The sequence below is a fragment of the Pseudomonas sp. NPDC090592 genome (assembly GCF_044769185.1).
Lineage (GTDB): Bacteria > Pseudomonadota > Gammaproteobacteria > Pseudomonadales > Pseudomonadaceae > Aquipseudomonas.
Genome location: NZ_JBIVXJ010000034.1, coordinates 16,495 through 39,391, shown reverse-complemented (window position 1 = coordinate 39,391; position 22,897 = coordinate 16,495). Strand labels below are relative to the sequence as shown.

General features: G+C 62.5%; 25 protein-coding genes. 6 read left to right on the top strand and 19 right to left on the bottom strand.

Going from position 1 to position 22,897, the window contains the following annotated elements; genetic code table 11:
* Positions 1-132: 132 nt before the first annotated feature.
* Positions 133-912 carry a ferredoxin-NADP reductase gene (gene fpr, locus ACIQUI_RS24115; protein ID WP_016501130.1) on the bottom strand — a complete coding sequence of 260 codons (780 nt, stop codon included), beginning with the start codon at positions 910-912 and terminating at the stop codon, positions 133-135.
* Between the two features lie 118 nt (positions 913-1,030).
* Between fpr and finR the strand changes: the two genes are divergently transcribed.
* Positions 1,031-1,957, top strand: a complete 927-nt coding sequence (gene finR, locus ACIQUI_RS24110) for a LysR family transcriptional regulator FinR (protein ID WP_391137677.1) — start codon at positions 1,031-1,033, stop codon at positions 1,955-1,957.
* Here the strand turns inward: finR and ACIQUI_RS24105 are convergent.
* From ACIQUI_RS24105 to ACIQUI_RS24095, 3 genes are all read right to left on the bottom strand, one after another.
* Positions 1,954-2,319 (bottom strand): diacylglycerol kinase, encoded by a 366-nt coding sequence (locus ACIQUI_RS24105; RefSeq protein ID WP_010952700.1) that lies wholly within the window; start codon positions 2,317-2,319, stop codon positions 1,954-1,956. The genes finR and ACIQUI_RS24105 overlap by 4 nt on opposite strands.
* Positions 2,320-2,392: 73 nt before the next feature.
* Positions 2,393-3,043 carry a response regulator transcription factor ErdR gene (gene erdR / locus ACIQUI_RS24100; RefSeq protein ID WP_403203179.1) on the bottom strand — a complete coding sequence of 217 codons (651 nt, stop codon included), beginning with the start codon at positions 3,041-3,043 and terminating at the stop codon, positions 2,393-2,395.
* Positions 3,044-3,222: 179 nt separating this feature from the next.
* Positions 3,223-3,933 carry a tRNA-uridine aminocarboxypropyltransferase gene (locus ACIQUI_RS24095; protein WP_403203178.1) on the bottom strand — a complete coding sequence of 237 codons (711 nt, stop codon included), beginning with the start codon at positions 3,931-3,933 and terminating at the stop codon, positions 3,223-3,225.
* Positions 3,934-4,150: 217 nt separating this feature from the next.
* Here ACIQUI_RS24095 and ACIQUI_RS24090 point away from each other — a divergent pair, with 217 nt between their 5' ends.
* Positions 4,151-4,570, top strand: coding sequence for a PA3611 family quorum-sensing-regulated virulence factor (locus ACIQUI_RS24090; protein WP_391137685.1), 420 nt, complete (start codon positions 4,151-4,153; stop codon positions 4,568-4,570).
* A 14-nt stretch (positions 4,571-4,584) separates the two neighbouring features.
* Here ACIQUI_RS24090 and ACIQUI_RS24085 read toward each other — a convergent pair whose 3' ends face one another.
* Positions 4,585-4,794: a hypothetical protein gene (locus tag ACIQUI_RS24085; RefSeq protein ID WP_403203177.1), complete on the bottom strand. Its 210-nt coding sequence runs from the start codon at positions 4,792-4,794 to the stop codon at positions 4,585-4,587.
* Between the two features lie 160 nt (positions 4,795-4,954).
* On the opposite strand from ACIQUI_RS24085, the gene ACIQUI_RS24080 reads away from it, so the two are divergent.
* Positions 4,955-6,073: an LOG family protein gene (locus ACIQUI_RS24080; RefSeq protein WP_403203176.1), complete on the top strand. Its 1,119-nt coding sequence runs from the start codon at positions 4,955-4,957 to the stop codon at positions 6,071-6,073.
* Between the two features lie 491 nt (positions 6,074-6,564).
* Here the strand turns inward: ACIQUI_RS24080 and recX are convergent, their stop codons facing one another.
* The 4 genes from recX to ACIQUI_RS24060 all read right to left on the bottom strand — a co-directional run bounded on the left by recX (position 6,565) and on the right by ACIQUI_RS24060 (position 9,560).
* Positions 6,565-7,035 (bottom strand): recombination regulator RecX, encoded by a 471-nt coding sequence (recX, locus tag ACIQUI_RS24075; RefSeq protein ID WP_403203175.1) that lies wholly within the window; start codon positions 7,033-7,035, stop codon positions 6,565-6,567.
* 20 nt (positions 7,036-7,055) lie between these two features.
* On the bottom strand, positions 7,056-8,123 hold the full coding sequence (gene recA, locus ACIQUI_RS24070) for a recombinase RecA (protein WP_110746074.1): 1,068 nt from the start codon (positions 8,121-8,123) through the stop codon (positions 7,056-7,058).
* Positions 8,124-8,226: 103 nt separating this feature from the next.
* Complete coding sequence (locus tag ACIQUI_RS24065) at positions 8,227-8,709, bottom strand: CinA family protein (RefSeq protein ID WP_403203174.1); 483 nt, start codon at positions 8,707-8,709, stop codon at positions 8,227-8,229.
* Between the two features lie 197 nt (positions 8,710-8,906).
* Positions 8,907-9,560, bottom strand: coding sequence for a hypothetical protein (locus tag ACIQUI_RS24060; RefSeq protein WP_403203173.1), 654 nt, complete (start codon positions 9,558-9,560; stop codon positions 8,907-8,909).
* A gap of 251 nt (positions 9,561-9,811) precedes the next feature.
* Between ACIQUI_RS24060 and mutS the strand changes: the two genes are divergently transcribed.
* The gene (gene mutS, locus ACIQUI_RS24055) at positions 9,812-12,397 is read left to right on the top strand and encodes a DNA mismatch repair protein MutS (RefSeq protein ID WP_403203172.1); all 2,586 of its coding nucleotides are present in this window, start codon (positions 9,812-9,814) and stop codon (positions 12,395-12,397) included.
* A 140-nt stretch (positions 12,398-12,537) separates the two neighbouring features.
* Positions 12,538-12,861, top strand: a complete 324-nt coding sequence (gene fdxA / locus ACIQUI_RS24050; protein ID WP_012270863.1) for a ferredoxin FdxA — start codon at positions 12,538-12,540, stop codon at positions 12,859-12,861.
* Positions 12,862-13,501: 640 nt separating this feature from the next.
* Here the strand turns inward: fdxA and rpoS are convergent.
* The 8 genes from rpoS to ACIQUI_RS24010 all read right to left on the bottom strand — a co-directional run bounded on the left by rpoS (position 13,502) and on the right by ACIQUI_RS24010 (position 20,784).
* Entirely contained in the window at positions 13,502-14,509 is a 1,008-nt protein-coding gene (rpoS, locus tag ACIQUI_RS24045) for an RNA polymerase sigma factor RpoS (protein ID WP_009686059.1), read from the bottom strand.
* Between the two features lie 108 nt (positions 14,510-14,617).
* Positions 14,618-15,478, bottom strand: a complete 861-nt coding sequence (locus ACIQUI_RS24040) for a peptidoglycan DD-metalloendopeptidase family protein (protein ID WP_403203203.1) — start codon at positions 15,476-15,478, stop codon at positions 14,618-14,620.
* 214 nt (positions 15,479-15,692) lie between these two features.
* Positions 15,693-16,331 (bottom strand): protein-L-isoaspartate(D-aspartate) O-methyltransferase, encoded by a 639-nt coding sequence (locus tag ACIQUI_RS24035; protein ID WP_003252348.1) that lies wholly within the window; start codon positions 16,329-16,331, stop codon positions 15,693-15,695.
* Positions 16,332-16,366: 35 nt separating this feature from the next.
* Positions 16,367-17,116, bottom strand: coding sequence for a 5'/3'-nucleotidase SurE (gene surE, locus ACIQUI_RS24030; RefSeq protein ID WP_403203171.1), 750 nt, complete (start codon positions 17,114-17,116; stop codon positions 16,367-16,369).
* Complete coding sequence (gene truD, locus ACIQUI_RS24025; protein WP_403203170.1) at positions 17,104-18,162, bottom strand: tRNA pseudouridine(13) synthase TruD; 1,059 nt, start codon at positions 18,160-18,162, stop codon at positions 17,104-17,106. Before truD ends, surE begins: the two co-directional genes overlap by 13 nt.
* On the bottom strand, positions 18,159-18,632 hold the full coding sequence (gene ispF, locus ACIQUI_RS24020; RefSeq protein ID WP_403203169.1) for a 2-C-methyl-D-erythritol 2,4-cyclodiphosphate synthase: 474 nt from the start codon (positions 18,630-18,632) through the stop codon (positions 18,159-18,161). Before ispF ends, truD begins: the two co-directional genes overlap by 4 nt.
* A 176-nt stretch (positions 18,633-18,808) precedes the next feature.
* Positions 18,809-19,663 (bottom strand): S-formylglutathione hydrolase, encoded by an 855-nt coding sequence (gene fghA / locus ACIQUI_RS24015; RefSeq protein ID WP_403203168.1) that lies wholly within the window; start codon positions 19,661-19,663, stop codon positions 18,809-18,811.
* An 8-nt stretch (positions 19,664-19,671) separates the two neighbouring features.
* Positions 19,672-20,784, bottom strand: a complete 1,113-nt coding sequence (locus ACIQUI_RS24010) for an S-(hydroxymethyl)glutathione dehydrogenase/class III alcohol dehydrogenase (protein WP_016712915.1) — start codon at positions 20,782-20,784, stop codon at positions 19,672-19,674.
* Between the two features lie 107 nt (positions 20,785-20,891).
* On the opposite strand from ACIQUI_RS24010, the gene ACIQUI_RS24005 reads away from it, so the two are divergent.
* On the top strand, positions 20,892-21,788 hold the full coding sequence (locus tag ACIQUI_RS24005) for a LysR substrate-binding domain-containing protein (protein WP_403203167.1): 897 nt from the start codon (positions 20,892-20,894) through the stop codon (positions 21,786-21,788).
* 112 nt (positions 21,789-21,900) lie between these two features.
* Here the strand turns inward: ACIQUI_RS24005 and ispD are convergent, their stop codons facing one another.
* On the bottom strand, positions 21,901-22,608 hold the full coding sequence (ispD, locus tag ACIQUI_RS24000; RefSeq protein ID WP_403203166.1) for a 2-C-methyl-D-erythritol 4-phosphate cytidylyltransferase: 708 nt from the start codon (positions 22,606-22,608) through the stop codon (positions 21,901-21,903).
* Positions 22,605-22,886 carry a cell division protein FtsB gene (ftsB, locus tag ACIQUI_RS23995; protein ID WP_016712918.1) on the bottom strand — a complete coding sequence of 94 codons (282 nt, stop codon included), beginning with the start codon at positions 22,884-22,886 and terminating at the stop codon, positions 22,605-22,607. The genes ispD and ftsB overlap by 4 nt, the downstream gene beginning before the upstream one ends.
* Positions 22,887-22,897 lie beyond the last annotated feature (11 nt).

The window sequence follows — 22,897 nt, the reverse complement described above, 5'->3', positions numbered from 1 at the left end:
ACAGCGCATGGCTTGAGTTCAGTGCAATCGGTGTGGGAGCTGGCTTGCCGGCGATGGGCTGCACAGCAGCCCCGGCAGTCTTAACTGACTGGCATTAACCCAAAGGTCGCCTTTTTTGTACCAGCCTGCGCCTTACTTCTCGACGAAGGCACGCTCGATCAGGTAGTCACCCGGCTCGCGCATGCGGGCGGAAACCTTCAAGCCGAAGCTGTCCAGCACTTCGCTGGTCTCGTCGAGCATGCTCGGGCTGCCGCAGATCATCGCACGGTCATCCTGCGGGTTGATCGGTGGCAGGCCGATGTCGCTGAACAGCTTGCCGCTGCGCATCAGGTCGGTCAGGCGGCCCTGGTTCTCGAACGGTTCACGGGTCACGGTCGGGTAGTAGATCAGCTTGTCGCGAACCGACTCACCGAAGAATTCGTTCTGCGGCAGGTGCTCGGTGATGAACTCGCGGTAGGCCACTTCGTTCACGTAGCGCACACCGTGCACCAGGATCACTTTCTCGAAGCGTTCGTAGGTTTCCGGGTCCTGGATCACGCTCATGAACGGCGCCAGGCCAGTGCCGGTGCTCAGCAGGTACAGGTGCTTGCCCGGGTTCAGGTCGTCGAGCACCAGCGTACCGGTAGGCTTCTTGCTGATGATGATCTCGTCGCCTTCCTTCAGGTGCTGCAGCTGCGAGGTCAGCGGGCCATCCGGCACCTTGATGCTGAAGAACTCCAGGTGCTCTTCCCAGTTTGGCGAAGCGATGGAATAGGCACGCATGAGCGGACGGCCGCTTTCCTGCTGCAAGCCGATCATCACGAACTGACCGTTCTCGAAGCGCAGGCCCGGGTCGCGGGTGCACTTGAAGCTGAACAGGGTGTCATTCCAGTGGTGCACACTGAGGACACGTTCGTGGTTCATGTTGCTCATCGATGGGGCTCCTGAAGAAAAACGCGGCGCGCAAAACGCGCAGTTGCGCGATAGTTTAGGGGCAGCGACAATATCTGTTAACTGGATTATCAAGATATGTGTTATCGGTTATATCGATATGCGATTCACACTTCGTCAACTACAAGTCTTCGTCGCCGTCGCCCAGCATCAAAGCGTCTCTCGGGCCGCCAGCCTGCTGGCGTTGTCGCAGTCGGCCGCCAGCACGTCCATTACCGAGCTTGAGCGGCAATCGAGCTGCCAGCTGTTCGACCGTGCAGGCAAGCGCCTGGCCCTCAACGCGCTTGGCCATCAACTGCTACCACAGGCAGTGGCCCTGCTCGACCAGGCCAAGGAGATCGAGGACCTGCTCAACGGCAAGTCCGGCTTCGGCTCGCTGGCAGTCGGCGCCACGCTCACCATCGGCAATTACCTGGCCACCCTGCTGATCGGCAGCTTCATGCAGACCCATCCGGAAAGCCAGGTGAAGCTGCATGTTCAGAACACTGCACATATCGTGCAACAGGTGGCGCACTATGAAATTGATCTGGGTCTAATCGAAGGCGACTGCAACCACCCGGACCTGGAGGTGCAGCCCTGGGTCGAAGACGAGTTGGTGGTGTTCTGCGCGCCACAGCATCCACTGGCCAAGCTGGGCCGTGCCGATATCGAAAGCCTGTCGCAAGAGGCGTGGATCCTGCGCGAGCAAGGCTCGGGCACGCGGCTGACCTTCGACCAGGCTATGCGCCATCACCGCGCCAACCTCAACATCCGCCTGGAGCTGGAGCACACCGAGGCGATCAAGCGCGCTGTGGAGTCGGGCCTGGGCATTGGCTGCATTTCGCGCCTGGCCCTGCGGGATGCATTCCGCCGCGGCAGCCTGGTGCCGGTGGAAACGCCGGAGCTGGACCTGATGCGCCAGTTCTACTTCATCTGGCACAAGCAGAAGTACCAGACCTCCGCCATGCGTGAGTTTCTCGACCTGTGCCGCAACTTCACTGCGGGCTTTACCCGCAGTGATGAAATCGTGCTGCCACCGATCGCTTAAAGCAGGATCACGCCCCACACCAGCGCCACCATGGTCAGTGCCACCAGTTGCGCGGCGCTGCCCATGTCCTTGGCGTTTTTCGACAGGGGGTGGCGCTCCAGCGAAATGCGGTCAATGGCCGCTTCTACCGCCGAGTTGAACAGCTCGACGATCAGCCCCAGAAGGCACACGGCGATCATGATTGCCCGCTCTGCGCGGCTTACCGGCAACCAGAACGCGATCGGGATCAACAGCACGTTGAGCAGCACCAGCTGACGGAAGGCGGCTTCCCCCTTGAACGCTGCGCGCAAGCCGTCCAGCGAATAACCAGCGGCGTTGAAGATACGTTTCAGGCCGGTCTGGCCTTTGAATGGCGATGTCATGTGAGTCACTTCACAGCGGAAAGACCAGCAGACTAGACCGGCCCGGGTCAAAAAAGCGTGAAGCCACGCGCAGTCAGTTGCTGGCAACCGATTCAAGTTGTTGCAGCAACAGCGCGGCCTGGGTCCGGGTACGCACGCCCAGCTTGCGGAAAATGGCGGTCACGTGGGCCTTGATCGTAGCCTCGGAGACGCTCAGCTCATAGGCAATCTGCTTGTTCAGCAGGCCTTCGCAGACCATGGTCAGCACGCGGAACTGCTGCGGCGTCAGGCTGGCCAGCCCCTCGCTGGCGGCCTTGGCCTCGGCCGAGACATCAACCTTTTCAAACGCCTGCGGCGGCCACCAGACATCGCCGTCGAGCACCTTGCGCACGGCATCCTGGATCACTTCCAGGGTGCTGGACTTGGGAATGAAGCCACTGGCACCAAACTCGCGGGACTTGACCACCACGGCGGCCTCTTCCTGCGCAGAAACCATCACCACGGGGATCTGCGGGTATTGCCCGCGCAGCAGCACCAGCCCGGAAAAACCGTAGGCACCCGGCATGTTCAAGTCCAGCAGCACCAGGTCCCAGTCGGCTTTCTCGCTCAGTCGGGTTTCCAGTTCGGCAATGCTCGCGACTTCGACCAGGCGCACATCCGGGCCCAGGCCGAGGGTAACGGCCTGGCGCAGGGCGCCACGGAACAGTGGGTGGTCATCGGCAATCAGGATTTCGTAAGTGGCCATCGATCTAGGGATCCTGTTCTGTGCCAGGCACTCAGGGGTAAGAGATGCGCCCGGCGGGGAATCGGCGCCAAGGATGCCGAGCACGGTGAAGGGTGGTCAAGCCAATCGCCCTGCCGTCTCGCCCACCCTGGCTGCCAGCTCCGTCATTATGAACCAAAGCAGGGGTTGTGCCCCTTGGACTATAGGAAGGTATGCAAACGCTGGTGGGTGTCGTCCTGCTCATCCAGCGGCAGGCGCCGCTTGCCGCTGAGGTAGTGCAGGCTGAACACGTCCAGGTAGGCATCCAGTGCCTGCGAGGCCTGCGTGTCGCCGGCCAGGTCCAGGCACATGGCCGCCACTTCGGCCGTGCAGAAGTGGTCGTCACGCTTGGAGCGCCGCAGGCGGTAGCGCGACATCTGTTCGGCCTCAAGGCTCAACACCGGGAAACGGTCCAGGTACGGGCTTTTGCGGAACATCTTGCGCGCCTCGGTCCAGGTGGCATCCAGCAGGATGAACAGCGGGCGCTTGCCCGGTTCACGCACCACCTCGCTGACCACCCGCTGCTCGGCCACGAACTCACCTGGGAAGACGATGTAGGGCTGCCAGCACGGGTCGTCCAGCAAGGCCAGCAGGCGCTCGTCGACCGAGGTGCGCAACCAGCCGAAGGCGGACGTGTCCTCGATCAGGTCGGCAATCAGCCAGCCGGTGTTGGTGGGCTTCAGCGGCTCGGTGTCATGCATCAGCAGGCACACGCTTGAGTCTGCCTGCACCCGGGGCTTCCAGGCGCACAGGCAGTGGGTGGCAATGACCCGGCAGTCCGGGCAGCGCTCGGCACGCGAGCCACGGGCGATAAAAGGTTTGATGCTGCGGGCCAGGCGCTCGGCGCGCAGGCGCGCTACCGCGTGGCTCATGCCGGCAAGCCTCTGGACGGAACGGAAATCGACACTGGGAAGACTCGGAAAAAACAAGACCGCAAGTCTACCAGAACAGCGGGCATTTGCTGTGCAGGTGGCAAGGCGCTCTTTATAATCGACGCTTTAGCGCGCCATCGGCTCATGCGGCGCGGTTTTACGGAACGCCGTCGACCCGCGCATGTCAAAGCGCCAGTCATCGAACCAGGAGAGATTCATGCTGCGCCTTATCGTCCCCGCCCTGAGCCTGTTGCTCGCCCTGCCCCTGGCAGCCCAGGCGGCCTCCAAGCAGGACTATGACCTGAACAAGACGCTGCAGAAGGTCGCCAAAGAAAGCAGCGTGGGCACCCCGCGCGCCATCAACGAGGACATCCTCGACCAAGGCTACACCGTTGAAGGCAAGGCGCTGGTCAACCACCTGAGCGTGCGCCAGAGCCACGCCGAGCGCATGCAGGCCAACCCGGAACAGGTTCGCAGCCAGCTGGGTGACAGCGTCTGCCGCAACAGCGGTTTCCGCAACCTGATGTCCAAAGGCGCGGTCATGGTCTACCGGTTCACGGTCTACAAGACCAACCAGCCAATCATGGACCAGGCCTTCGACAGCGCCAGTTGCGTGGCTGGCAACAAGAAGAAGTAACAGCCGCTCTCGGGCTACACCTTCTCGTCCTCGCGGGCGCAGCAGCGCCCCTCGGCGGCCTCGGCGCGCATCTCGGCCAGTAGCGCCTGCAAGTATCGCGACTGGCACTCGACCCCCGCCAACCTGCGCTGGCACTCGGCTTCCAGGCTCAGGTGATGCACCTGAGCCGCACTTTCCAGCTGCTGATAAAGCTGCCGGTCCACTTCGATGGTCAAGCGATGCATACCGCCACCTCCTGCATCGACACGTTTCGCTGTACCAGTTAACCAAACCCCTGCTGCCGCTGGCGGCTGGCCGACCGGCGGTTGTGCCAAACAGCCCGGCACAATCGGTCGCGAGGGTCTAGATTGAGGTCATGGGTATTGGTGCAGAAGGAGACGTTGCATGCCTTACCAATCGAATGAACTGCTGTTCAGCCACTTTCGCGACAACAACATCGACCTGAGCAACATCGACGCACAACTGCAACTGGTAGCACCCGACAGCCCCAACCTGCCGCTGTACCGCGACATGATGCTGACCGTGTTGCGCATGGCCCATGACGACAGCGACCGCTGGAGCGCCAAGATCACGCTGCAGGCCTTGCGCGAACTGGACCAGTCATTCCGCACCCTGCAGCAGTACAAAGGCCGGCGCAAGGTGACCGTGTTCGGCTCTGCACGCACTCCCCTGGAACACCCGATGTACGCCTTGGCCCGCGAGCTTGGCGCCACCCTGGCGCGCTCCGACCTGATGGTCATCACCGGTGCCGGCGGCGGCATCATGGCCGCCGCTCACGAAGGTGCTGGCTGCGCCCACAGCCTGGGTTTCAACATCACCCTGCCCTTCGAGCAACACGCCAACCCTACCGTGGGCGGCACCGACAAGCTGCTGCCCTTCCACTTCTTCTTTATCCGCAAGCTGTTCTTCGTCAAAGAGGCCGATGCCCTGGTGTTGTGCCCGGGGGGGTTCGGCACCCTCGATGAAGCGCTTGAAGTACTGACCTTGATCCAGACCGGCAAGAGCCCTCTGGTACCGGTGGTGCTGCTGGACTCGCCAGGTGGCAGTTTCTGGCGTGACTGCCTGGACTTTATCAGTCGCCAACTGGAAGAAAACCGCTACATCCTGCCCAGCGACCTGAAACTGGTGCGCCTGGTACACAGTGCCGATGAGGCCGTGGAGGAGATCAACCAGTTCTACAGCAACTACCACTCCAGCCGCTGGCTGAAGAGCCAATTCGTGATCCGCATGCACCACCCGCTGAGCGAAGCGGCACTGTTCGACATTCAGGAGGGGTTTGCCGACCTGCGTCTGAGCGGCAAGTACTACCAGCAACCGGACAGCGGCGCCGAGCATGAGGTAGGCAACTTCAGCCACCTGACGCGCTTGTCGTTCGCCTTCAATGGCCGGGACCAGGGCCGACTGCGCGAACTGGTGGACTTCATCAACCTGCCGGAGAACTGGGCCAAGCCGCAACCGATGCATACCACCCAGCGGGCCAGGGAGGCATTGAAGGTCAGTTGATGGTACCGGCTGAAGCTGCTCCCACAGGGGATCGTGCCAACCCGAAGCCTGCGCCACGCCTGTGGGAGCGGGCGTGCCCGCGAAGACGCCAGCGCGGTGAATGGCACCGGCTTTGCCGGTGTTCGCGGCGGTTCGACGCCTCGACTTGCCCGCTCCCACAGAGACCGCGCGAACCCGAAGCCAGCGAAATACCTGTGGGAGCGGGCGCGCCCGCGAAGAAACCAGCGCGATACCTGTGGGAGCGGGTTCACCCGCGAAGAAGCCAGCGCGGTGAATGGCACCGGCTTTGCCGGTGTTCGCGGGCAAGCCCGCTCCCACAGAGATCGTATGAGCCCGAAGCCAGCGAAATACCTGTGGGAGCGGGTTCACCCGCGAAGAAGCCAGCGCGGTGAATGGCACCGGCTTTGCCGGTGTTCGCGGGCAAGCCCGCTCCCAAAGAGACCGTGCGAGCCCGAAGCCAGCGAAATACTACCTGGATGGTGTTCGTGGCTTCAGTAATCGTCGAGATCCCGCCCACTGAGCAGGCGGCCGATCAAATCCATGGGAAACCCACGGTAAGCCAGGAACCGGGTTTGCTGGGCACGGCTACGCGGATCCTGCGGCCGCTGCCCGGCGAACTTGCGCTGCCACACATCACGCATACGCTCGCCCCAATCCACTTCGCTCTCACGCAATGCCTGGTCGATATCACTGCGCGCCAAGCCGCGCTGGCCAAGCTCTTCGCGAATTCGCACAGGGCCATAGCCAGAGCTGGAACGGTAGCGGATAAAGCTTTCGAGGTAGCGGACCTCACTGAGCAGCCCTTCTTCGGTGAGCCGGTCGAGTTCAGGCTCGATCATCTCATCCAAAGCGCCGCGCTGACGCAACTTGCGCGTCAGCTCGACGCGACCATGCTCACGTCTCGCGAGCAGGTCCATGGCTGTCCGCCGGATGGCGACGGGGGTGTCGAGTACGGCGGACATATTGGCTATCTATCGCGCAATCAATAACCAGCGTCGGCGTCTGCCATGTCATCAGCATCCGCTTCGGCAGCAGCTGCTTTACCGGCTTCAGCAACAGCACCCGCTTTCAGCAGCTTGTCACGGATCTGCTTCTCGATCTCTGCACCAATAGCCGGGTTCTCGGCCAGGTACTTGGCAGCGTTGGCTTTGCCTTGACCAATCTTGTTGCCTTGGTAGGCGTACCAGGCACCCGACTTCTCGACCAGGCCTTGGGACACACCCAGGTCAATGATCTCGCCGTTACGGTAGATGCCCTTGCCGTAGAGGATCTGGAACTCGGCCTGGCGGAACGGTGGCGAAACCTTGTTCTTGACGATCTTGACGCGGGTTTCGCTACCGACCACCTCGTCGCCTTCCTTGACCGCGCCAGTACGACGGATGTCCAGACGTACCGAGGCGTAGAACTTCAGGGCGTTACCACCGGTGGTGGTTTCCGGGCTGCCAAACATCACGCCGATCTTCATACGGATCTGGTTGATGAAGATGACCAGGCAGTTGGCGTTCTTGATGTTACCGGTGATCTTACGCAGCGCCTGCGACATCAGGCGGGCCTGCAGGCCCACGTGCATGTCACCCATTTCGCCTTCGATCTCGGCCTTTGGTACCAGGGCGGCCACGGAGTCGACGATGATCACGTCAACGGCGTTGGAACGCACCAGCATGTCGGTGATTTCCAGGGCCTGTTCGCCAGTATCCGGCTGCGAGACCAGCAAATCGTCAACGTTGACACCCAGCTTGCCAGCGTATTCAGGGTCCAGGGCGTGCTCGGCGTCGACGAAGGCACAGGTAGCGCCGTTTTTCTGGGCTTCGGCGATGACCGACAGGGTCAGCGTGGTCTTACCCGACGATTCCGGGCCGTAAATCTCGACGATACGGCCTTTTGGCAGGCCGCCAATGCCCAGGGCGATGTCCAGGCCCAGGGAGCCGGTGGAGATGGCAGGAATACCTTGGCGTTCCTGGTCACCCATGCGCATGACTGCGCCTTTGCCGAATTGGCGTTCGATCTGACCCAGGGCCGCAGCCAAGGCGCGCTTCTTGTTGTCGTCCATTGAAATCCTCACGTGTTCGACGTGGCCCTGACGGCCGGAATACCTGTATAAGTAGCCAGTATTATTCCACAGGCAGGCGCTAACGCAAACCCCTGTTGTCGATTTACTCGGCACCAAGCTGTAACAAGCCGTCTAACGCGGCGATCACCGTCTGTCGGCGCACGGCTTCGCGGTCGCCGTCAAACTGACGGCGCTCGCTGAATACCCGGCTGCCGTCACCCCAGGCCAGCCACACGGTGCCCACCGGCTTGGCGGCAGAGCCACCGTCCGGCCCGGCCACACCGCTTACCGCCACGGCAAAGCGCGCGCCACTGGCAGCCTGGGCACCGCGAACCATGGCCTCGACCACTTCCTGGCTAACTGCGCCCACCTGGCCAAACAATGCCTCGGGCACGCCCAGCAGGCGGGTTTTCTGCGCGTTGGAATAGGTCACGTAGCCGGCCTCGAACCAGGCCGAACTGCCAGGTATACGGGTGATGGCTTCGGCAATGCCGCCGCCGGTGCAGGATTCGGCAGTGGTCACCTGTGCATTGAAACGGCGCAAGTGTTCACCCAGGCGGGTGGCAAGCGTGGTGATCGGGTCCATGTCGGGCTCCTTGAAGGCTGCCCTCTACCCTATCAGCTAGTTGCTTTCACTGATATTCAGCCAGGTCGCGAAGCGGGCAGCCACAACGACAACAAACCTGCCGCGAAATGACGATCTCACCAATGAACAGGCGTTCGACCTCGACCGCTTTGTGCCTGTACAGCCCGCAAATCATACGCCTCAGCCAATGGGGCATGTCAGAAGTTCAGCCGCAGTACGGTACGCCAGAAGTTCTTGATCGGTGAACGCCGGTGCTTGGCCCAGTTACGCTCCCACCACTCATCCTCATTGCGCACTACCTGCTCCAGATCGCTACCTGCCACAGCTGCAGCATGTTGGCGATACAGCATCGGGAACACGCAGTGCTGACGGATCCTGTGCTTGACCACCACATCCACGGGCGTGCCATCGTAGGGTGTTTCTGCCAGGATCCGGCAGCCTTCGCGCGACAGTACATAGGCGTGCAGTGCAACCACCCGCCCCCTGGCAATGAACGGGAACCACGTCAGCCAGGTTCGCCCCATGGAATATCCCAGGTGCAGGGCCTGGAAAGTGCGTTTCTGCATGAAGCGGTTCACCCAGCGCACCTGCGAAGGCTTTACCTCATAAGCCTTGGCATCGTCTTCGAAGATCAGGATTCGATCCAGCCCGTTGTCGAGTGCGTGACGTGCCAACTGCTGATGCGATTCGTAGCAACCACGCTTGGGGTCACTATTTTTCGCCACCACATGAAAGACCACTTCGTTGTCCAGCTGCCGCCCGATGGTTTCACTGAACAGCTTGCGCCGGTCATCCCGCGTGTCGAGGGAAATGCAAAAAACCGCATCGACATCAAAACGAATTCCACTCACTGCACTAACCAACCTGATTGCAATAACGGTTAACTTGGCACGGCCAAAAGCGCGCAATCTTCCATGGGAGCACCATGCTGTCAACAAGCCATGCCCCTACACCTGCGCTGCCCGGCGTTGCAGGTTCTGCCTGTGCGGTAGCCGTGGTAACCTATGCGGCTTGAAAATTCAGGTGGGTCTCGGCGCCGCGCATGCAACACGGAACGCCCCAATTTGCCCCACAATGTTGAGACCTACACTCTAAGTCTTTGATGAATAAAGCACTCTCCGATCTTTCCGCACACACCCCAATGATGCAGCAATACTGGAAGCTGAAAAACCAGCACCCGGACCAGCTGATGTTCTACCGCATGGGCGACTTCTACGAAATCTTCTATGAAGATGCAAAGAAGGCCGCAAAACTGCTGGACATCACCCTGACCGCGCGCGGTCAGTCGGCCGGCCAGTCCATCCCCATGTGCGGGATTCCGTTCCATTCGCTGGAAGGCTACCTGGCCAAGCTGGTCAAGCTGGGCGAATCGGTGGTGATCTGCGAGCAGGTTGGCGACCCCGCCACCAGCAAGGGCCCGGTGGAACGCCAGGTGGTGCGCATCATCACTCCCGGCACAGTCAGCGACGAAGCGCTGCTCGACGAGCGCCGCGACAACCTGATTGCCGCGCTGCTCGGCGACGAACGCCTGTTCGGCCTGGCCGTACTGGACATCACCAGCGGCAACTTCAGCGTGCAGGAGATCAAGGGCTGGGAAAACCTGCTGGCCGAGCTTGAGCGCCTGAACCCGGTCGAGCTGTTGATCCCCGACGACTGGCCACGTGACCTGCCCGCTGAAAAGCGCCCAGGTGCCCGCCGCCGCGCGCCGTGGGACTTTGACCGCGACTCGGCCCGCAAGGCCCTGTGCCAGCAGTTTGCGACCAAGGACCTCAAGGGCTTTGGCTGCGACAAGCTGACCCTGGCCATTGGCGCCGCCGGCTGCCTGCTGACCTACGCCAAGGAAACCCAGCGCACCGCCCTGCCGCACCTGCGCAGCCTGCGCCATGAGCGCCTGGACGACACCGTCATCCTCGATGGCGCCAGCCGTCGCAACCTGGAGCTGGACGTCAACCTGGCGGGTGGGCGTGACAACACCCTGCAATCGGTGGTCGACCGCTGCCAGACCGCCATGGCCAGCCGCCTGCTGAGCCGCTGGCTGAACCGCCCGCTGCGCGACCTGAAAGTATTGCAAGCACGCCAGGACTCGATCCGCTGCCTGCTCGACAGCTACCGCTTCGAAAAGCTGCAACCGCAGCTGAAGGAAATTGGCGATATCGAGCGGATCCTCGCCCGTATCGGCCTACGCAACGCCCGCCCTCGCGACCTGGCACGCCTGCGCGATGCCCTGGGCGCGCTGCCCGAACTGCAAAACGCCATGACCGAGCTGGAAGCGCCGCACCTGGCGCGCCTGGCGGCCATTACCGGCACCTACCCGGAGCTGGCCAGCCTGCTGGAACGGGCGATCATCGACAACCCGCCAGCGGTCATTCGCGACGGCGGCGTGCTCAAGGCCGGCTATGACAACGAACTGGACGACCTGCTGGCCATCAGCGAAAACGCCGGCCAGTTCCTGATCGACCTGGAAGCCCGGGAAAAGGCCCGCACCGGCCTGGCCAACCTCAAGGTCGGCTACAACCGCGTGCACGGCTACTTCATCGAACTGCCGACCAAGCAGGCCGAGCAGGCGCCGGGCGACTACATCCGTCGCCAGACGCTCAAGGGCGCCGAACGCTTCATCACCCCCGAGCTGAAAGCGTTCGAGGACAAGGCGCTGTCGGCCAAAAGCCGCGCCCTGGCCCGCGAAAAGATGCTCTATGACGCCCTGCTGGAGACCCTGATCAGCCACCTGGCGCCGCTGCAGGACAGCGCCGCCGCCCTGGCCGAACTGGATGTGCTCAGCAACCTGGCCGAACGTGCGCTCAACCTCGACCTGAACTGCCCACGCTTTGTCGACGAACCGTGCCTGCGCATCGAGCAAGGCCGTCACCCGGTGGTGGAGCAGGTGTTGACCACGCCGTTCGTGGCCAACGACCTGGGCCTGGACAACAGCACGCGCATGCTGATCATCACCGGCCCGAATATGGGCGGTAAGTCTACCTACATGCGCCAGACCGCCCTGATCGTACTGCTGGCGCACATCGGCAGCTTCGTGCCGGCGGCCAGCTGCGAGCTGTCGCTGGTCGACCGCATCTTCACCCGTATCGGCTCCAGCGACGACCTGGCCGGCGGGCGCTCGACCTTCATGGTCGAGATGAGCGAAACCGCCAACATCCTGCACAATGCCACCGACCGCAGCCTGGTGCTGATGGACGAAGTGGGCCGCGGCACCAGTACCTTCGACGGCCTGTCGCTGGCCTGGGCCGCTGCCGAGCGCCTGGCCCAGCTGCGTGCCTACACGCTGTTCGCCACGCACTACTTCGAGCTCACCGTGCTGCCGGAGAGCGAGCCGCTGGTGGCCAACGTGCACCTGAACGCTACCGAGCACAACGAACGTATCGTGTTCCTGCACCATGTTCTGCCTGGCCCTGCCAGCCAAAGCTACGGCCTGGCTGTGGCACAGCTGGCCGGCGTGCCCACGGTGGTCATCCAGCGTGCCCGCGAACACCTGGCACGCCTGGAAACCACCAGCCTGCCGCATGAACAAATCCCGGCCCACAAGGCCAAGGATGTACCCCAGGTGCCGCACCAGAGCGACCTGTTCGCCAGCCTGCCACACCCGGCCATCGAGAAGCTGGGCAAGCTGCAGCTGGACGACATGACCCCGCGTCAAGCTATCGAAATGCTATATCAACTAAAGAACCTGTTATAACGGCGCCCACTACAAGCTGGTAGAATCCGCCGCGGTTTGCTGGTGCTGCAGGTTATTAGCCTGGCCTGCAGCCACATACCAGTAAACCGCGCGGCCCTGAGAGGAAGGGCCGCCGCCGTCGCCTGAGGAGAGAACTAGAAATGACCTTCGTCGTCACCGACAACTGCATCAAATGCAAATACACCGACTGCGTGGAAGTCTGTCCGGTGGACTGCTTCTACGAAGGCCCGAACTTCCTGGTCATTCACCCGGACGAGTGCATCGACTGCGCCCTGTGCGAACCGGAATGCCCGGCGCAAGCCATCTTCTCGGAAGACGAGATCCCGGCCGGGATGGAGAACTTCATCGAGCTGAACGCCGAACTGGCGGAAGTCTGGCCTAACATCACCGAGCGTAAGGATGCCCTGCCGGACGCTGAAGAGTGGGACGGCAAGACTGGCAAGATTGCAGACCTGGAGCGCTGATAGCGCCCGCACAAGAAAAGGCCCCTCGGGGCCTTTTTTGTTTTCTGCGGGCAAAAAAAAGGGGCGGTTTGACCCGCCCACATTTTTTTCCGTAGTCCCTGCTTGTCCCAAACATCATCCTGATGAAATCGCTTCTTGCGATGTCCCTGGCCTCCTCCCTGGAAGCCTGTGCATGTCCGTGTGCACAGTTCGAATACTAGCGGGTTGAGCTGAGCGAGCAAGCGCGAAACCTCACAAGGTATTGCAACGGACACATTTCCTCACAGCCGAATAATCCATGAGTTTCAATGGCTTGGAAAAATACAGGGGCTGGAAACGACAATGATTTACTGAAGCATGCATAGATAGCTTACAAAACAAGTAAGAAAAGGCTTACATGCAATGTTACTGGGGTGGCGTGGTACATATTTGATATGTGTTTTGCCTGGCAGATTTTGGGGCTGCTTCGCAGCCCTTTCGCGACGCAAGGCCGCTCCTACAGAAGGACGCGAGCAAGCAGATAATCGCGCCCCCTGTAGGAGCGGCCTTGTGTCGCGACCGGGGCGCGCAGCGCCCCCGGCAATTTCAAACGGATCAGCACTTTGCGCCACACACAAAAACGCCCCGAGATCATCGGGGCGTTTTGTATTACAGGCTTTCGCTACTGGAACAACGACTCGCTGGACAAGCCATTCTTCTCCAGGATTTCCCGCAGACGCTTCAGCCCCTCCACCTGAATCTGCCGCACCCGCTCACGGGTCAGGCCAATCTCCAGGCCCACATCTTCAAGGGTGCTGCTTTCATGCCCGCGCAGGCCAAAGCGGCGTACTACCACCTCACGCTGCTTGTCGGTCAACTCGCCCAGCCACTGGTCGATGCTCTGCGACAGGTCGTCATCCTGCAGCAGTTCGCACGGGTCGGTCGGGCGGTCGTCGGTCAGGGTGTCGAGCAGGGTCTTGTCAGAGTCCGGACCAAGCGACACATCAACCGAAGACACACGCTCGTTCAAGCCCAGCATGCGCTTGACCTCGGCGACCGGCTTCTCGAGCAGCGTGGCGATTTCTTCGGGTGAGGGCTCGTGGTCGAGTTTCTGGGTCAGCTCGCGTGCGGCGCGCAGATAGACGTTCAGTTCCTTGACCACGTGGATCGGCAGGCGGATGGTGCGGGTCTGGTTCATGATCGCCCGTTCGATGGTCTGGCGGATCCACCAGGTCGCATAGGTCGAAAAACGGAAACCACGCTCCGGGTCGAACTTCTCGACCGCACGGATAAGCCCCAGGTTGCCCTCCTCGATCAGGTCGAGCAGCGACAGGCCGCGGTTAACGTAACGACGGGCAATTTTTACAACCAGGCGCAGGTTGCTTTCGATCATGCGCTTGCGGCCAGCAGGGTCGCCCTTTTGCGACAAACGCGCAAAATGCACTTCCTCTTCCGGCGAAAGCAGTGGCGAGAAGCCGATCTCGTTGAGATACAACTGGGTCGCATCGAGCGCCCGGGTGTAATCGATATACTTGTGTTGCTTGAGCGAAGAGCCCGACTTGGCCCTCGTCCGAACCGAAGATACAGCAGGTTCGTCTGACACCACATCCGTTTCCAAAACGATGCCCGTCTCCATCAGGAGGACGTCATCGTCGATGTCAAACTCCGGCACTTCTTTACTGAGAGCCATTGTTATAGTCCTTTGCTGAGTTCGAACTCAGACTCGAGCGGCACCTTTATCCCTGGCAGCGCTTGAGCCTGTCCCCTCTACATCAGAGGAACAGGCCGGGTACAACGATCAACGGCGTGGCAGGAACTGGAGTGGATCGACGGGTTTGCCCTGGCGGCGAATCTCGAAATGCAGCTTCACCCGATCAGTGCCCGTGGACCCCATTTCAGCAATCGACTGCCCTGCCTTGACCTGCTGCCCCTCCCGAACCAACAGCCTGCGGTTATGACCGTAGGCACTGACGTAGGTATCGCTGTGCTTGATGATGATCAGCTCGCCGTAGCCCCTTAAACCACTCCCGGCGTAAACCACCGCACCATCAGACGCAGCAAAAACAGGCTGTCCCAAATCACCGGCGATATCAATGCCTTTATTCAAACTACCGTTTGAAGCGAATTTTCCAATCAGCACGCCGTTGGCGGGCCATGTCCAGCCGCCTACCGCGCGCTCGGCGGCCGGCACGGTGGCTACCACCGGCGTGCTGGTGGAAGGCGCCGGCGTGGCCGGTTTGCTGGTGTTGGCAGACGACGTGGCAGTGCTCCCCACAGGCCGCCGCGTGACCGTGGTGCGGCTTGACGAGGATGGGTTGGACACCACCGTGGTACTGCTGCCCGAACCGCTGCTGAAACGAATCGCCTGGCCTGGGCGGATGGTATAAGGCGCCGCGATGCCGTTGCGGGCGGCCAGCTCCTTGTAGTCCCAGCCATAACGGAAGGCGATGGAGAACAGGGTGTCGCCAGGCTTGACGATGTACTGCCCGGAGGTCACCGCCGGGCGCTTGGGCACGCTGTTGTTGCGGTCGACCACCCGCGCGCTGCTACTGCTGCTGGTGCTTGAGCAACCCACCAGTAGCGTGCCCATGGCCAGTGCAATCACCAGAAGCTTGAAACCCGACCCGTCCTTGCGCTGCCGAATGACTGTGTGACCCACCCGCGCTCCCCTCATGGTGCCGAAAAACGATATGAAGACAAGAAATGCAATATTGTTGCAATTATAACCAAGCTGGCCGTTATTGGCAGGCTGGTGCAAAAGGCTGTTGCAAAGCGCCGTTGCGCACTAGCGCCTTGCACCGCCAGATAGACAGGGCGAAGCTGCAAGAATTCGCCGCTTGCGCAAAAATACCGCGCAGCGCCTACCCGCAGCGTCAGGCCAGCGGGCCATTGAGCAGCGGCACGAAGCGCACGGCCCCCAGTACGCGGCGAGAGAATCCATGCTCCTCGCGCACAATCAGCATCAGTTGCTGTGCTTCGCCGGCCGGCCCCACCGGGATCACCATGCGGCCCCCGGGCGCCAGCTGGTCAAGCAATGCCTGCGGCACTTCCGGCGCAACCGCCGTGACGATGATGCCGTTGTACGGCGCCAGCGCCGGCCACCCTTCGCAACCATCGCCCCAGCGGAACACCACGTTGCGCAGATTCAGCTCCACCAGGCGCTCCTTGGCGCGGTCCTGCAGCACCTTGATGCGCTCTACCGAAAACACCCGCTCCACCAGCTGGGCCAGGATCGCCGTCTGGTAACCCGACCCGGTACCGATCTCCAGCACCTTGTCCAGTGGCCCGGCCTCGAGCAGCAGCTCGCTCATGTGGGCAACCATGAACGGCTGCGAGATGGTCTGGTTATGGCCAATTGGCAGAGCGGTGTCTTCGTAGGCACGATGTGCCAGTGCCTCGTCGACGAACAGGTGGCGCGGGGTGCGTCGAATCACGTCGAGCACCTTGGTGTTCGAAACACCCTCCTCGCACAAGCGCTGGATCAGCCGCTCCCGGGTACGCTGGGAGGTCATGCCGATACCGCGCCGCAGCATATCGTCCTCGCGCATCAGAGCAGGCCCTCCAGCCAACCGTCGAGTTGCTCGAAGGCATCATTGAAGGTGCGATCGAGTTGCAGCGGGGTGATCGATACGTAGCCCTGCATGACCGCATGGAAGTCGGTACCCGGCCCGCCGTCCTCGGCATCACCGGCCACGGCGATCCAGTAGCCTTCCTTGCCGCGTGGGTTGACCACCTTGGTCGGTGCCGCCGCCCGGGCCCGGTGCCCGAGACGGGTGAGCTGGATGCCCCGGATGTGCTCGAGCGGCAGGTTGGGGATATTGACGTTGAGCACGGTGCGTGGCGGCAGCGCCAGGCGCGACTGTGCCTCGACCAGGCGACGGGCGATATGGGCTGCGGACGGCAGGTTGTCCGGCTGGCGTGACAACAGCGAGAACGCCAGCGACGTACCGCCCAGGAAGCGGCCTTCCAACGCTGCGGCGACCGTGCCCGAATACAGCACGTCATCACCCAGGTTGGCCCCGAGGTTGATGCCCGACACGACCATGTCTGGCGTGTACGGCAACAGCCCGTTGAGCCCCAGGTGCACGCAGTCGGTCGGCGTGCCGTTGAGGCTGATGAACCCGTTGGCCAGGGTTTGCGGGTGCAGCGGCCGGTCCAGCGTCAGCGAACTGCCGGCGCCGCTCTTGTCTTGATCCGGGGCGATCACCGCGCACTCGGCATAATCCACCAGCGCAGCGTGCAGCGCGGCGATGCCGGGTGCGGTAACACCGTCGTCGTTCGAAATCAGAATACGCATGGGCTGTCCGTCTGCCCTGCCGACACCAGATCCACGACTTCACGCACCACCACGGTGGCGAAGCATCCGGCCGGCAGGACGAATTCCAGTTGCAGGATATCAGGCTCGGGATAATGCCATGTCAGGCCGCCAATAGGGAGCCGCAAAATGCGCCGTTCGTGATCCATGCCCGCCTGGGCCAGCCACTGGCAAAGTGCCGGCTGGCCTGCACCAATGGTGTTTTCCAGGTCGGCTGTGGCCCCGCCAGCAGGCGAAGCGCCCTCGCCCCACATCGGGCCGGTCGGGTGCAGGTCGAGAATCGCCAGGCGTGGGTCGGCACATTCCGCCTCGCCGGCAGGGAAGAAGCTGCGCTTGTCGGTGAACGCCAGCAGGTCGCCGACTTGCGCACGCGCCCAGCTACCTTCGGCGACACGTGCAGCCAGCACCTGATTGAACAGGTAGCTGCGCCCGGCCGAGAGCAGGCGCGAACGCACGTTACGCTGTTCGGGCAAGGCTTTCCGCGCGGCCCAGTCGAGGGCATCATGGACGTTGCCGCCGCCATGGCCGAAGCGCTGGGTGCCGAAATAGTTGGGCACACCGTGCTGCTTGAGCTGTTCCAGACGGGCATCAACCGCCTGGTGATCGGCAACCAGGCCGGTCAGGCGCAGGGTAAAACCGTTCGCCGAATGCGCACCGCGCTGCAGCTTGCGCTGGTGGCGCACCTGCTTGAGCACCCGCAGGCTGGTGTCTTCGGCACGCGACAGGTCTGGGTCGGCCTTGCCCGGCAGGTGCAGGCTGAACCACTGGCGGGTCAGGGCCTGCCGGTCCTTGAGCCCGGCATAACTGATGGTGCGCACCGGCACACCCGCAGCGCGGGCCAGGCGGCGGGCGGCTTCCTCGGTGTTAAGGTCACGCTTCTCGACCCACAGCCACAGGTGCTCACCCTGGCCGGCCAGTGGAATGTCCAGCACTTCGTCGACCTGGAAGTCTTCGGCTACCGCCTTGAGCACGGCGGTACCCAGTGGTTCGCCCGATGCGCGCGGGCCCAGCAGTTCCAGTTCGGTCATGCTGGCAGCAGCAGGGCGACCGAATGCACGGCAATCCCCTCCTCGCGGCCACAGAAGCCCAGTTTTTCGGTAGTGGTGGCCTTGACGTTGACCTGGTCGAGTTCGACCTGCAGGTCTTCGGCGATCAGCTGGCGCATGGTTTCGATGTGCGGGGCCATCTTTGGCGCCTGGGCGACGATGGTGGCGTCGATATTGCCGACCTTCCAGCCTTTGGCCTTGACGACAGCGACCACGTGACGCAGCAGCACGCGGCTGTCGGCGCCCTTGAATTGCGGGTCGGTGTCGGGGAAATGCTTGCCGATGTCACCCAGCGCAGCCGCGCCAAGCAAGGCATCGCTCAGGGCGTGCAGCAGCACATCGCCGTCGGAGTGGGCCAGCAGGCCGAATTTGTGCGGGATACGCACCCCGCCCAAGGTAATGAAATCACCGTCGCAGAAACGGTGCACATCGTAGCCGTGGCCAATACGCATAGAAAAACGCCCTGAATGAGTCAGGGCGTGATTCTACCTGCTTTTGAGGTATAAGGGCTGCTTCGCAGCCCATCGCCGGCAAGCCAGCTCCCACAGGATCACCATAGCCCATCAGGCCTGTGCAGTACCTGTGGGAGCTGGCTTGCCGGCGATGGGGCAAACACCTGGGCTATGCCCTACACCCGCCCCAGTGCCACCGCATGATGGCGCAGGTGCTCTTCGATGAAGCTGGCAATGAAGTAGTAGCTATGGTCATAGCCAGGCTGCAGGCGCAGGGTCAGTTCATGGCCCCCTTTGCGTGCAGCCTGCTCCAGCGCTTCAGGCTTGAGCTGCTTTTCGAGGAAGTCGTCACGGTCGCCCTGGTCCACCAGCAACGGCGGGCATTCGCCGGCAGGGGTTTCGCAGAGCAATACGCTGGCATCCCATTCACGCCAGCGCGCACGGTCTTCACCCAGGTAGCGGCTGAAGGCCTTCTCGCCCCACGGGCAATCCATCGGGTTGCTGATCGGCGAGAACGCCGACACCGAGCGGTAGCGCCCCGGGTTGCGCAGGGCGCACACCAATGCGCCATGCCCGCCCATGGAGTGGCCGCTGATGCTGCGCTCGGCCGATGCCGGGAAATGCGCCTCGATCAGGGCGGGCAACTCCTCCACCACATAGTCGTGCATGCGGTAGTGCTTGGCCCAGGGTTGCTGGGTGGCGTTGAGGTAGAAGCCAGCCCCCAGGCCGAAGTCCCAGGCGCCGTCCGGGTCGCCGGGCACCTGCTCGCCACGCGGGCTGGTGTCGGGGGCGACGATGATCAGCCCAAGCTCCGCGGCCAGGCGCTGGGCGCCGGCCTTCTGCATGAAGTTCTCATCGGTGCAGGTGAGGCCACTGAGCCAATACAGCACCGGCAGCTTCTCGCCCTGCTCAGCCTGCGGCGGCAGGTACACGGCAAACACCATGTCACAGCCCAGCACCTTGGAGTGATGCCGGTAACGCTTGTGCCAGCCGCCGAAGCTCTTCTGGCAGGAGATGTTATCCAGGCTCATGGCTGACCTCAGAAGTGGATCACGCTGCGGATGCTCTTGCCTTCATGCATCAGGTCGAAGGCTTTGTTGATGTCCTCCAGGCCCATGGTGTGGGTGATGAAGGTGTCCAGCGGAATCTCGCCCTTCTCGGACATTTCCACGTAGCTTGGCAGCTCGCTGCGGCCACGCACGCCACCGAACGCCGAACCGCGCCATACCCGGCCGGTCACCAGCTGGAACGGACGGGTGGCGATTTCCTGGCCGGCACCGGCCACACCGATGATCACCGACTCGCCCCAACCTTTGTGGCAGCACTCCAACGCCGCACGCATCAGTTGCACGTTGCCGATGCACTCGAAGGAGAAGTCCACGCCACCGTCGGTGAGGTCGACGATCACTTCCTGGATCGGGCGGTCGTAGTCTTTCGGGTTGATGCAGTCGGTAGCGCCCAGCTGACGGGCAATCTCGAACTTGGCCGGGTTGATGTCGATGGCGATGATGCGCGAGGCCTTGGCCTTGACCGCACCGATCACTGCCGACAAACCGATGCCGCCGAGACCGAAGATGGCCACGGTGTCACCCGGTTTGACCTTGGCGGTGTTCAGCACCGCGCCGATACCGGTGGTAACGCCACAGCCCAGCAGGCACACCTTTTCCAGCGGGGCTTCTTTCTGGATCTTGGCCACGGAGATTTCCGGCAGCACGGTGTACTCGGAGAAGGTCGAGGTCCCCATGTAGTGGAACAGCTGCTGGCCCTTGTAGGAGAAGCGCGTGGTGCCGTCCGGCATCAGGCCTTTGCCCTGGGTAGCGCGGATGGCCTGGCACAGGTTGGTCTTGCCCGACAGGCAGAATTTGCACTTGCCGCATTCCGGGGTGTACAGCGGGATCACGTGGTCGCCGACAGCTACCGAAGTCACGCCCTCGCCAACCGCTTCAACGATCGCACCGCCTTCGTGGCCAAGGATCGACGGGAAGATGCCTTCCGGGTCTGCACCGGACAGGGTGTATGCATCGGTGTGGCACACACCGCTGGCGACCACGCGCAGCAGCACTTCGCCGGCCTTGGGCATGGCAACGTCGACTTCAACGATTTCCAGGGGTTTCTTGGCCTCGAAGGCTACGGCAGCACGGGACTTGATCATCAAAGGTCTCCAGACAGAGGGTCGATTCAGGCTTGCAGTGTAATTCAGCGCTTTTTGATGAATAATCAGGACAAAGACAAAACATTATTGCCACACAGGGATAATCCATGAGCAGCCGCTGGGAAGGCATCGACGAATTCGTCGCCGTGGCCGAATTAGGCCAGTTCACGGCAGCCGCCGAGCGCCTGGGGGTTTCTTCGTCGCACATCAGCCGGCAGATCGCCAGGCTGGAGGAGCGCCTGCAGACTCGCCTGCTGTACCGCAGTACGCGCCGGGTAACCCTGAGCGAGGCCGGGCAGACCTTTTTGCAACACTGTCAGCGTTTGCAGGATGGCCGCGAGGAAGCCCTGCGCGCCATGGGCGACCTGGCCAGCGAGCCCAAAGGGCTGTTGCGCATGACCTGCGCGGTGGCCTACGGCGAGCGTTTCATCGTGCCGCTGGTGACACGGTTCATGGCGCTATACCCGCAGTTGCGGGTTGATGTGGAGTTGAGCAACCACACCCTCGACCTGCTGCATGAAGGCATGGACCTGGCCATTCGCCTGGGCCGGCTGGCCGACTCTCGACTGGTGGCCACGCGCCTGGCGCCGCGGCGCATGTACCTGTGTGCCTCGCCGGCTTACCTGGAACGTTATGGCCGGCCGCACAGCCTGTCGGAACTGGCGCGGCACAATTGCCTGGTGGGTAGTTCGGATTTGTGGGCGTTGCAGCAGGACGGGCGGGAGATCAGCCAGCGGGTACAGGGGAACTGGCGCTGCAACAGCGGGCAGGCGGTGCTGGATGCGGCGTTGCTGGGGATGGGGCTGTGCCAGCTGCCGGACTATTACGTGCTGGAGCACCTGCACAGTGGTGCGCTGGTGTCGTTGCTGGAGGGGCACCAGCCGCCGAATACGGCGGTGTGGGCGTTGTACCCGCAGCAGCGGCATTTGTCGCCGAAGGTGCGGAGGTTGGTGGATTACCTGAAGGAAGGGTTGGCGGGGTTGCCGGAGTATCGGTTGGCCTGAAGAGGTGTGCTGGCTGTACTGGCCTCTTCGCGGGCTCGCCCGCTCCCACAGATACGGCGCCATCCTGTGGGAGCGGGCATGCCCGCGAAGAAGCCAACACCGGTCTTGACCTTCAGCGCCGCCCGGCCCAACGCTGACGCAACCATTCCAGATCTTCCGGCCGGGTCACCTTGATGTTGTCGCTGCGCCCTTCGACCAGTCGCGGCGCGTGGCCGGACCACTCAATGGCCGAGGCCTCATCGGTTACCAGCACATCCGACACCAGGCACTCGGCCAATGCCCGGTGCAAGGCGCCAAGGCGGAACATCTGCGGCGTATAGGCCTGCCAGATGGTGCTGCGGTCCACGGTAGCGCTCACCCGGCCCTTGCCGTCGGCACGCTTGAGCGTGTCACGCGCCGGCACCGCCAGCAGGCCCCCCACCGGGTCGTCTGCCAGCTCCGACAACAACTTGTCCAGGTCGCTGCGCGCCAGGTTCGGCCGCGCGGCATCGTGCACCAGCACCCAGTCGCTGTCCGACGCCCCTTGGGCATGCAGCAACAGCAAGGCGTTAAGCACCGAGTCGGCGCGCTCACGCCCGCCCGCCGCACGCTGGATGCGCGGGTCGCTGGCGCAGCGCAGGCCGGGCCAGTACGGGTCGTCTTCGGCAATGCTGACCACCACACCCTTGAGCGACGGGTGGCCAAGAAAACAGTCGAGGCTGTGCTCGAGAAGGGTCTGCCCGGCCAACTCCAGGTATTGCTTGGGTCGGTCGGCAGCCATGCGGGCACCAACACCCGCAGCAGGAATCACGGCCCAGAAGGCCGGTAAGGTATCGATCATTTCTGTGGCAACTGGAAGAGGGTTTCGCCCTCTTTGACCATTCCCAATTCGTGGCGAGCCCGCTCTTCAACGGTCTCCATGCCTTTTTTCAGCTCCAGCACTTCGGCATCGAGCACGCGGTTACGCTCAAGCAGGCGCTCGTTCTCGGCATGCTGCTCGTCAATCTGCTGCTTCAGTTCGGTCACTTGCGCCAGGCTGCCATTACCCACCCACAGGCGGTACTGCAGGCCACCCAGCAGCAGGAGCAGAACGAGGAACACCCAATAGGGACTGCGCATCACGTTATCCA

Excerpts from the sequence above, each read along its gene's own strand:
- fpr (WP_016501130.1), bottom strand. The coding sequence starts at position 912 with ATGAGCAACATGAACCACGAACGTGTCCTCAGTGTGCACCACTGGAAT.
- finR (WP_391137677.1), top strand. The coding sequence starts at position 1,031 with ATGCGATTCACACTTCGTCAACTACAAGTCTTCGTCGCCGTCGCCCAG.
- ACIQUI_RS24105 (WP_010952700.1), bottom strand. The coding sequence starts at position 2,319 with ATGACATCGCCATTCAAAGGCCAGACCGGCCTGAAACGTATCTTCAAC.
- erdR (WP_403203179.1), bottom strand. The coding sequence starts at position 3,043 with ATGGCCACTTACGAAATCCTGATTGCCGATGACCACCCACTGTTCCGT.
- ACIQUI_RS24095 (WP_403203178.1), bottom strand. The coding sequence starts at position 3,933 with ATGAGCCACGCGGTAGCGCGCCTGCGCGCCGAGCGCCTGGCCCGCAGC.
- ACIQUI_RS24090 (WP_391137685.1), top strand. The coding sequence starts at position 4,151 with ATGCTGCGCCTTATCGTCCCCGCCCTGAGCCTGTTGCTCGCCCTGCCC.
- ACIQUI_RS24085 (WP_403203177.1), bottom strand. The coding sequence starts at position 4,794 with ATGCATCGCTTGACCATCGAAGTGGACCGGCAGCTTTATCAGCAGCTG.
- ACIQUI_RS24080 (WP_403203176.1), top strand. The coding sequence starts at position 4,955 with ATGCCTTACCAATCGAATGAACTGCTGTTCAGCCACTTTCGCGACAAC.
- recX (WP_403203175.1), bottom strand. The coding sequence starts at position 7,035 with ATGTCCGCCGTACTCGACACCCCCGTCGCCATCCGGCGGACAGCCATG.
- recA (WP_110746074.1), bottom strand. The coding sequence starts at position 8,123 with ATGGACGACAACAAGAAGCGCGCCTTGGCTGCGGCCCTGGGTCAGATC.
- ACIQUI_RS24065 (WP_403203174.1), bottom strand. The coding sequence starts at position 8,709 with ATGGACCCGATCACCACGCTTGCCACCCGCCTGGGTGAACACTTGCGC.
- mutS (WP_403203172.1), top strand. The coding sequence starts at position 9,812 with ATGAATAAAGCACTCTCCGATCTTTCCGCACACACCCCAATGATGCAG.
- fdxA (WP_012270863.1), top strand. The coding sequence starts at position 12,538 with ATGACCTTCGTCGTCACCGACAACTGCATCAAATGCAAATACACCGAC.
- rpoS (WP_009686059.1), bottom strand. The coding sequence starts at position 14,509 with ATGGCTCTCAGTAAAGAAGTGCCGGAGTTTGACATCGACGATGACGTC.
- ACIQUI_RS24035 (WP_003252348.1), bottom strand. The coding sequence starts at position 16,331 with ATGACCTCCCAGCGTACCCGGGAGCGGCTGATCCAGCGCTTGTGCGAG.
- surE (WP_403203171.1), bottom strand. The coding sequence starts at position 17,116 with ATGCGTATTCTGATTTCGAACGACGACGGTGTTACCGCACCCGGCATC.
- truD (WP_403203170.1), bottom strand. The coding sequence starts at position 18,162 with ATGACCGAACTGGAACTGCTGGGCCCGCGCGCATCGGGCGAACCACTG.
- ispF (WP_403203169.1), bottom strand. The coding sequence starts at position 18,632 with ATGCGTATTGGCCACGGCTACGATGTGCACCGTTTCTGCGACGGTGAT.
- fghA (WP_403203168.1), bottom strand. The coding sequence starts at position 19,663 with ATGAGCCTGGATAACATCTCCTGCCAGAAGAGCTTCGGCGGCTGGCAC.
- ACIQUI_RS24010 (WP_016712915.1), bottom strand. The coding sequence starts at position 20,784 with ATGATCAAGTCCCGTGCTGCCGTAGCCTTCGAGGCCAAGAAACCCCTG.
- ACIQUI_RS24005 (WP_403203167.1), top strand. The coding sequence starts at position 20,892 with ATGAGCAGCCGCTGGGAAGGCATCGACGAATTCGTCGCCGTGGCCGAA.
- ispD (WP_403203166.1), bottom strand. The coding sequence starts at position 22,608 with ATGATCGATACCTTACCGGCCTTCTGGGCCGTGATTCCTGCTGCGGGT.
- ftsB (WP_016712918.1), bottom strand. The coding sequence starts at position 22,886 with ATGCGCAGTCCCTATTGGGTGTTCCTCGTTCTGCTCCTGCTGCTGGGT.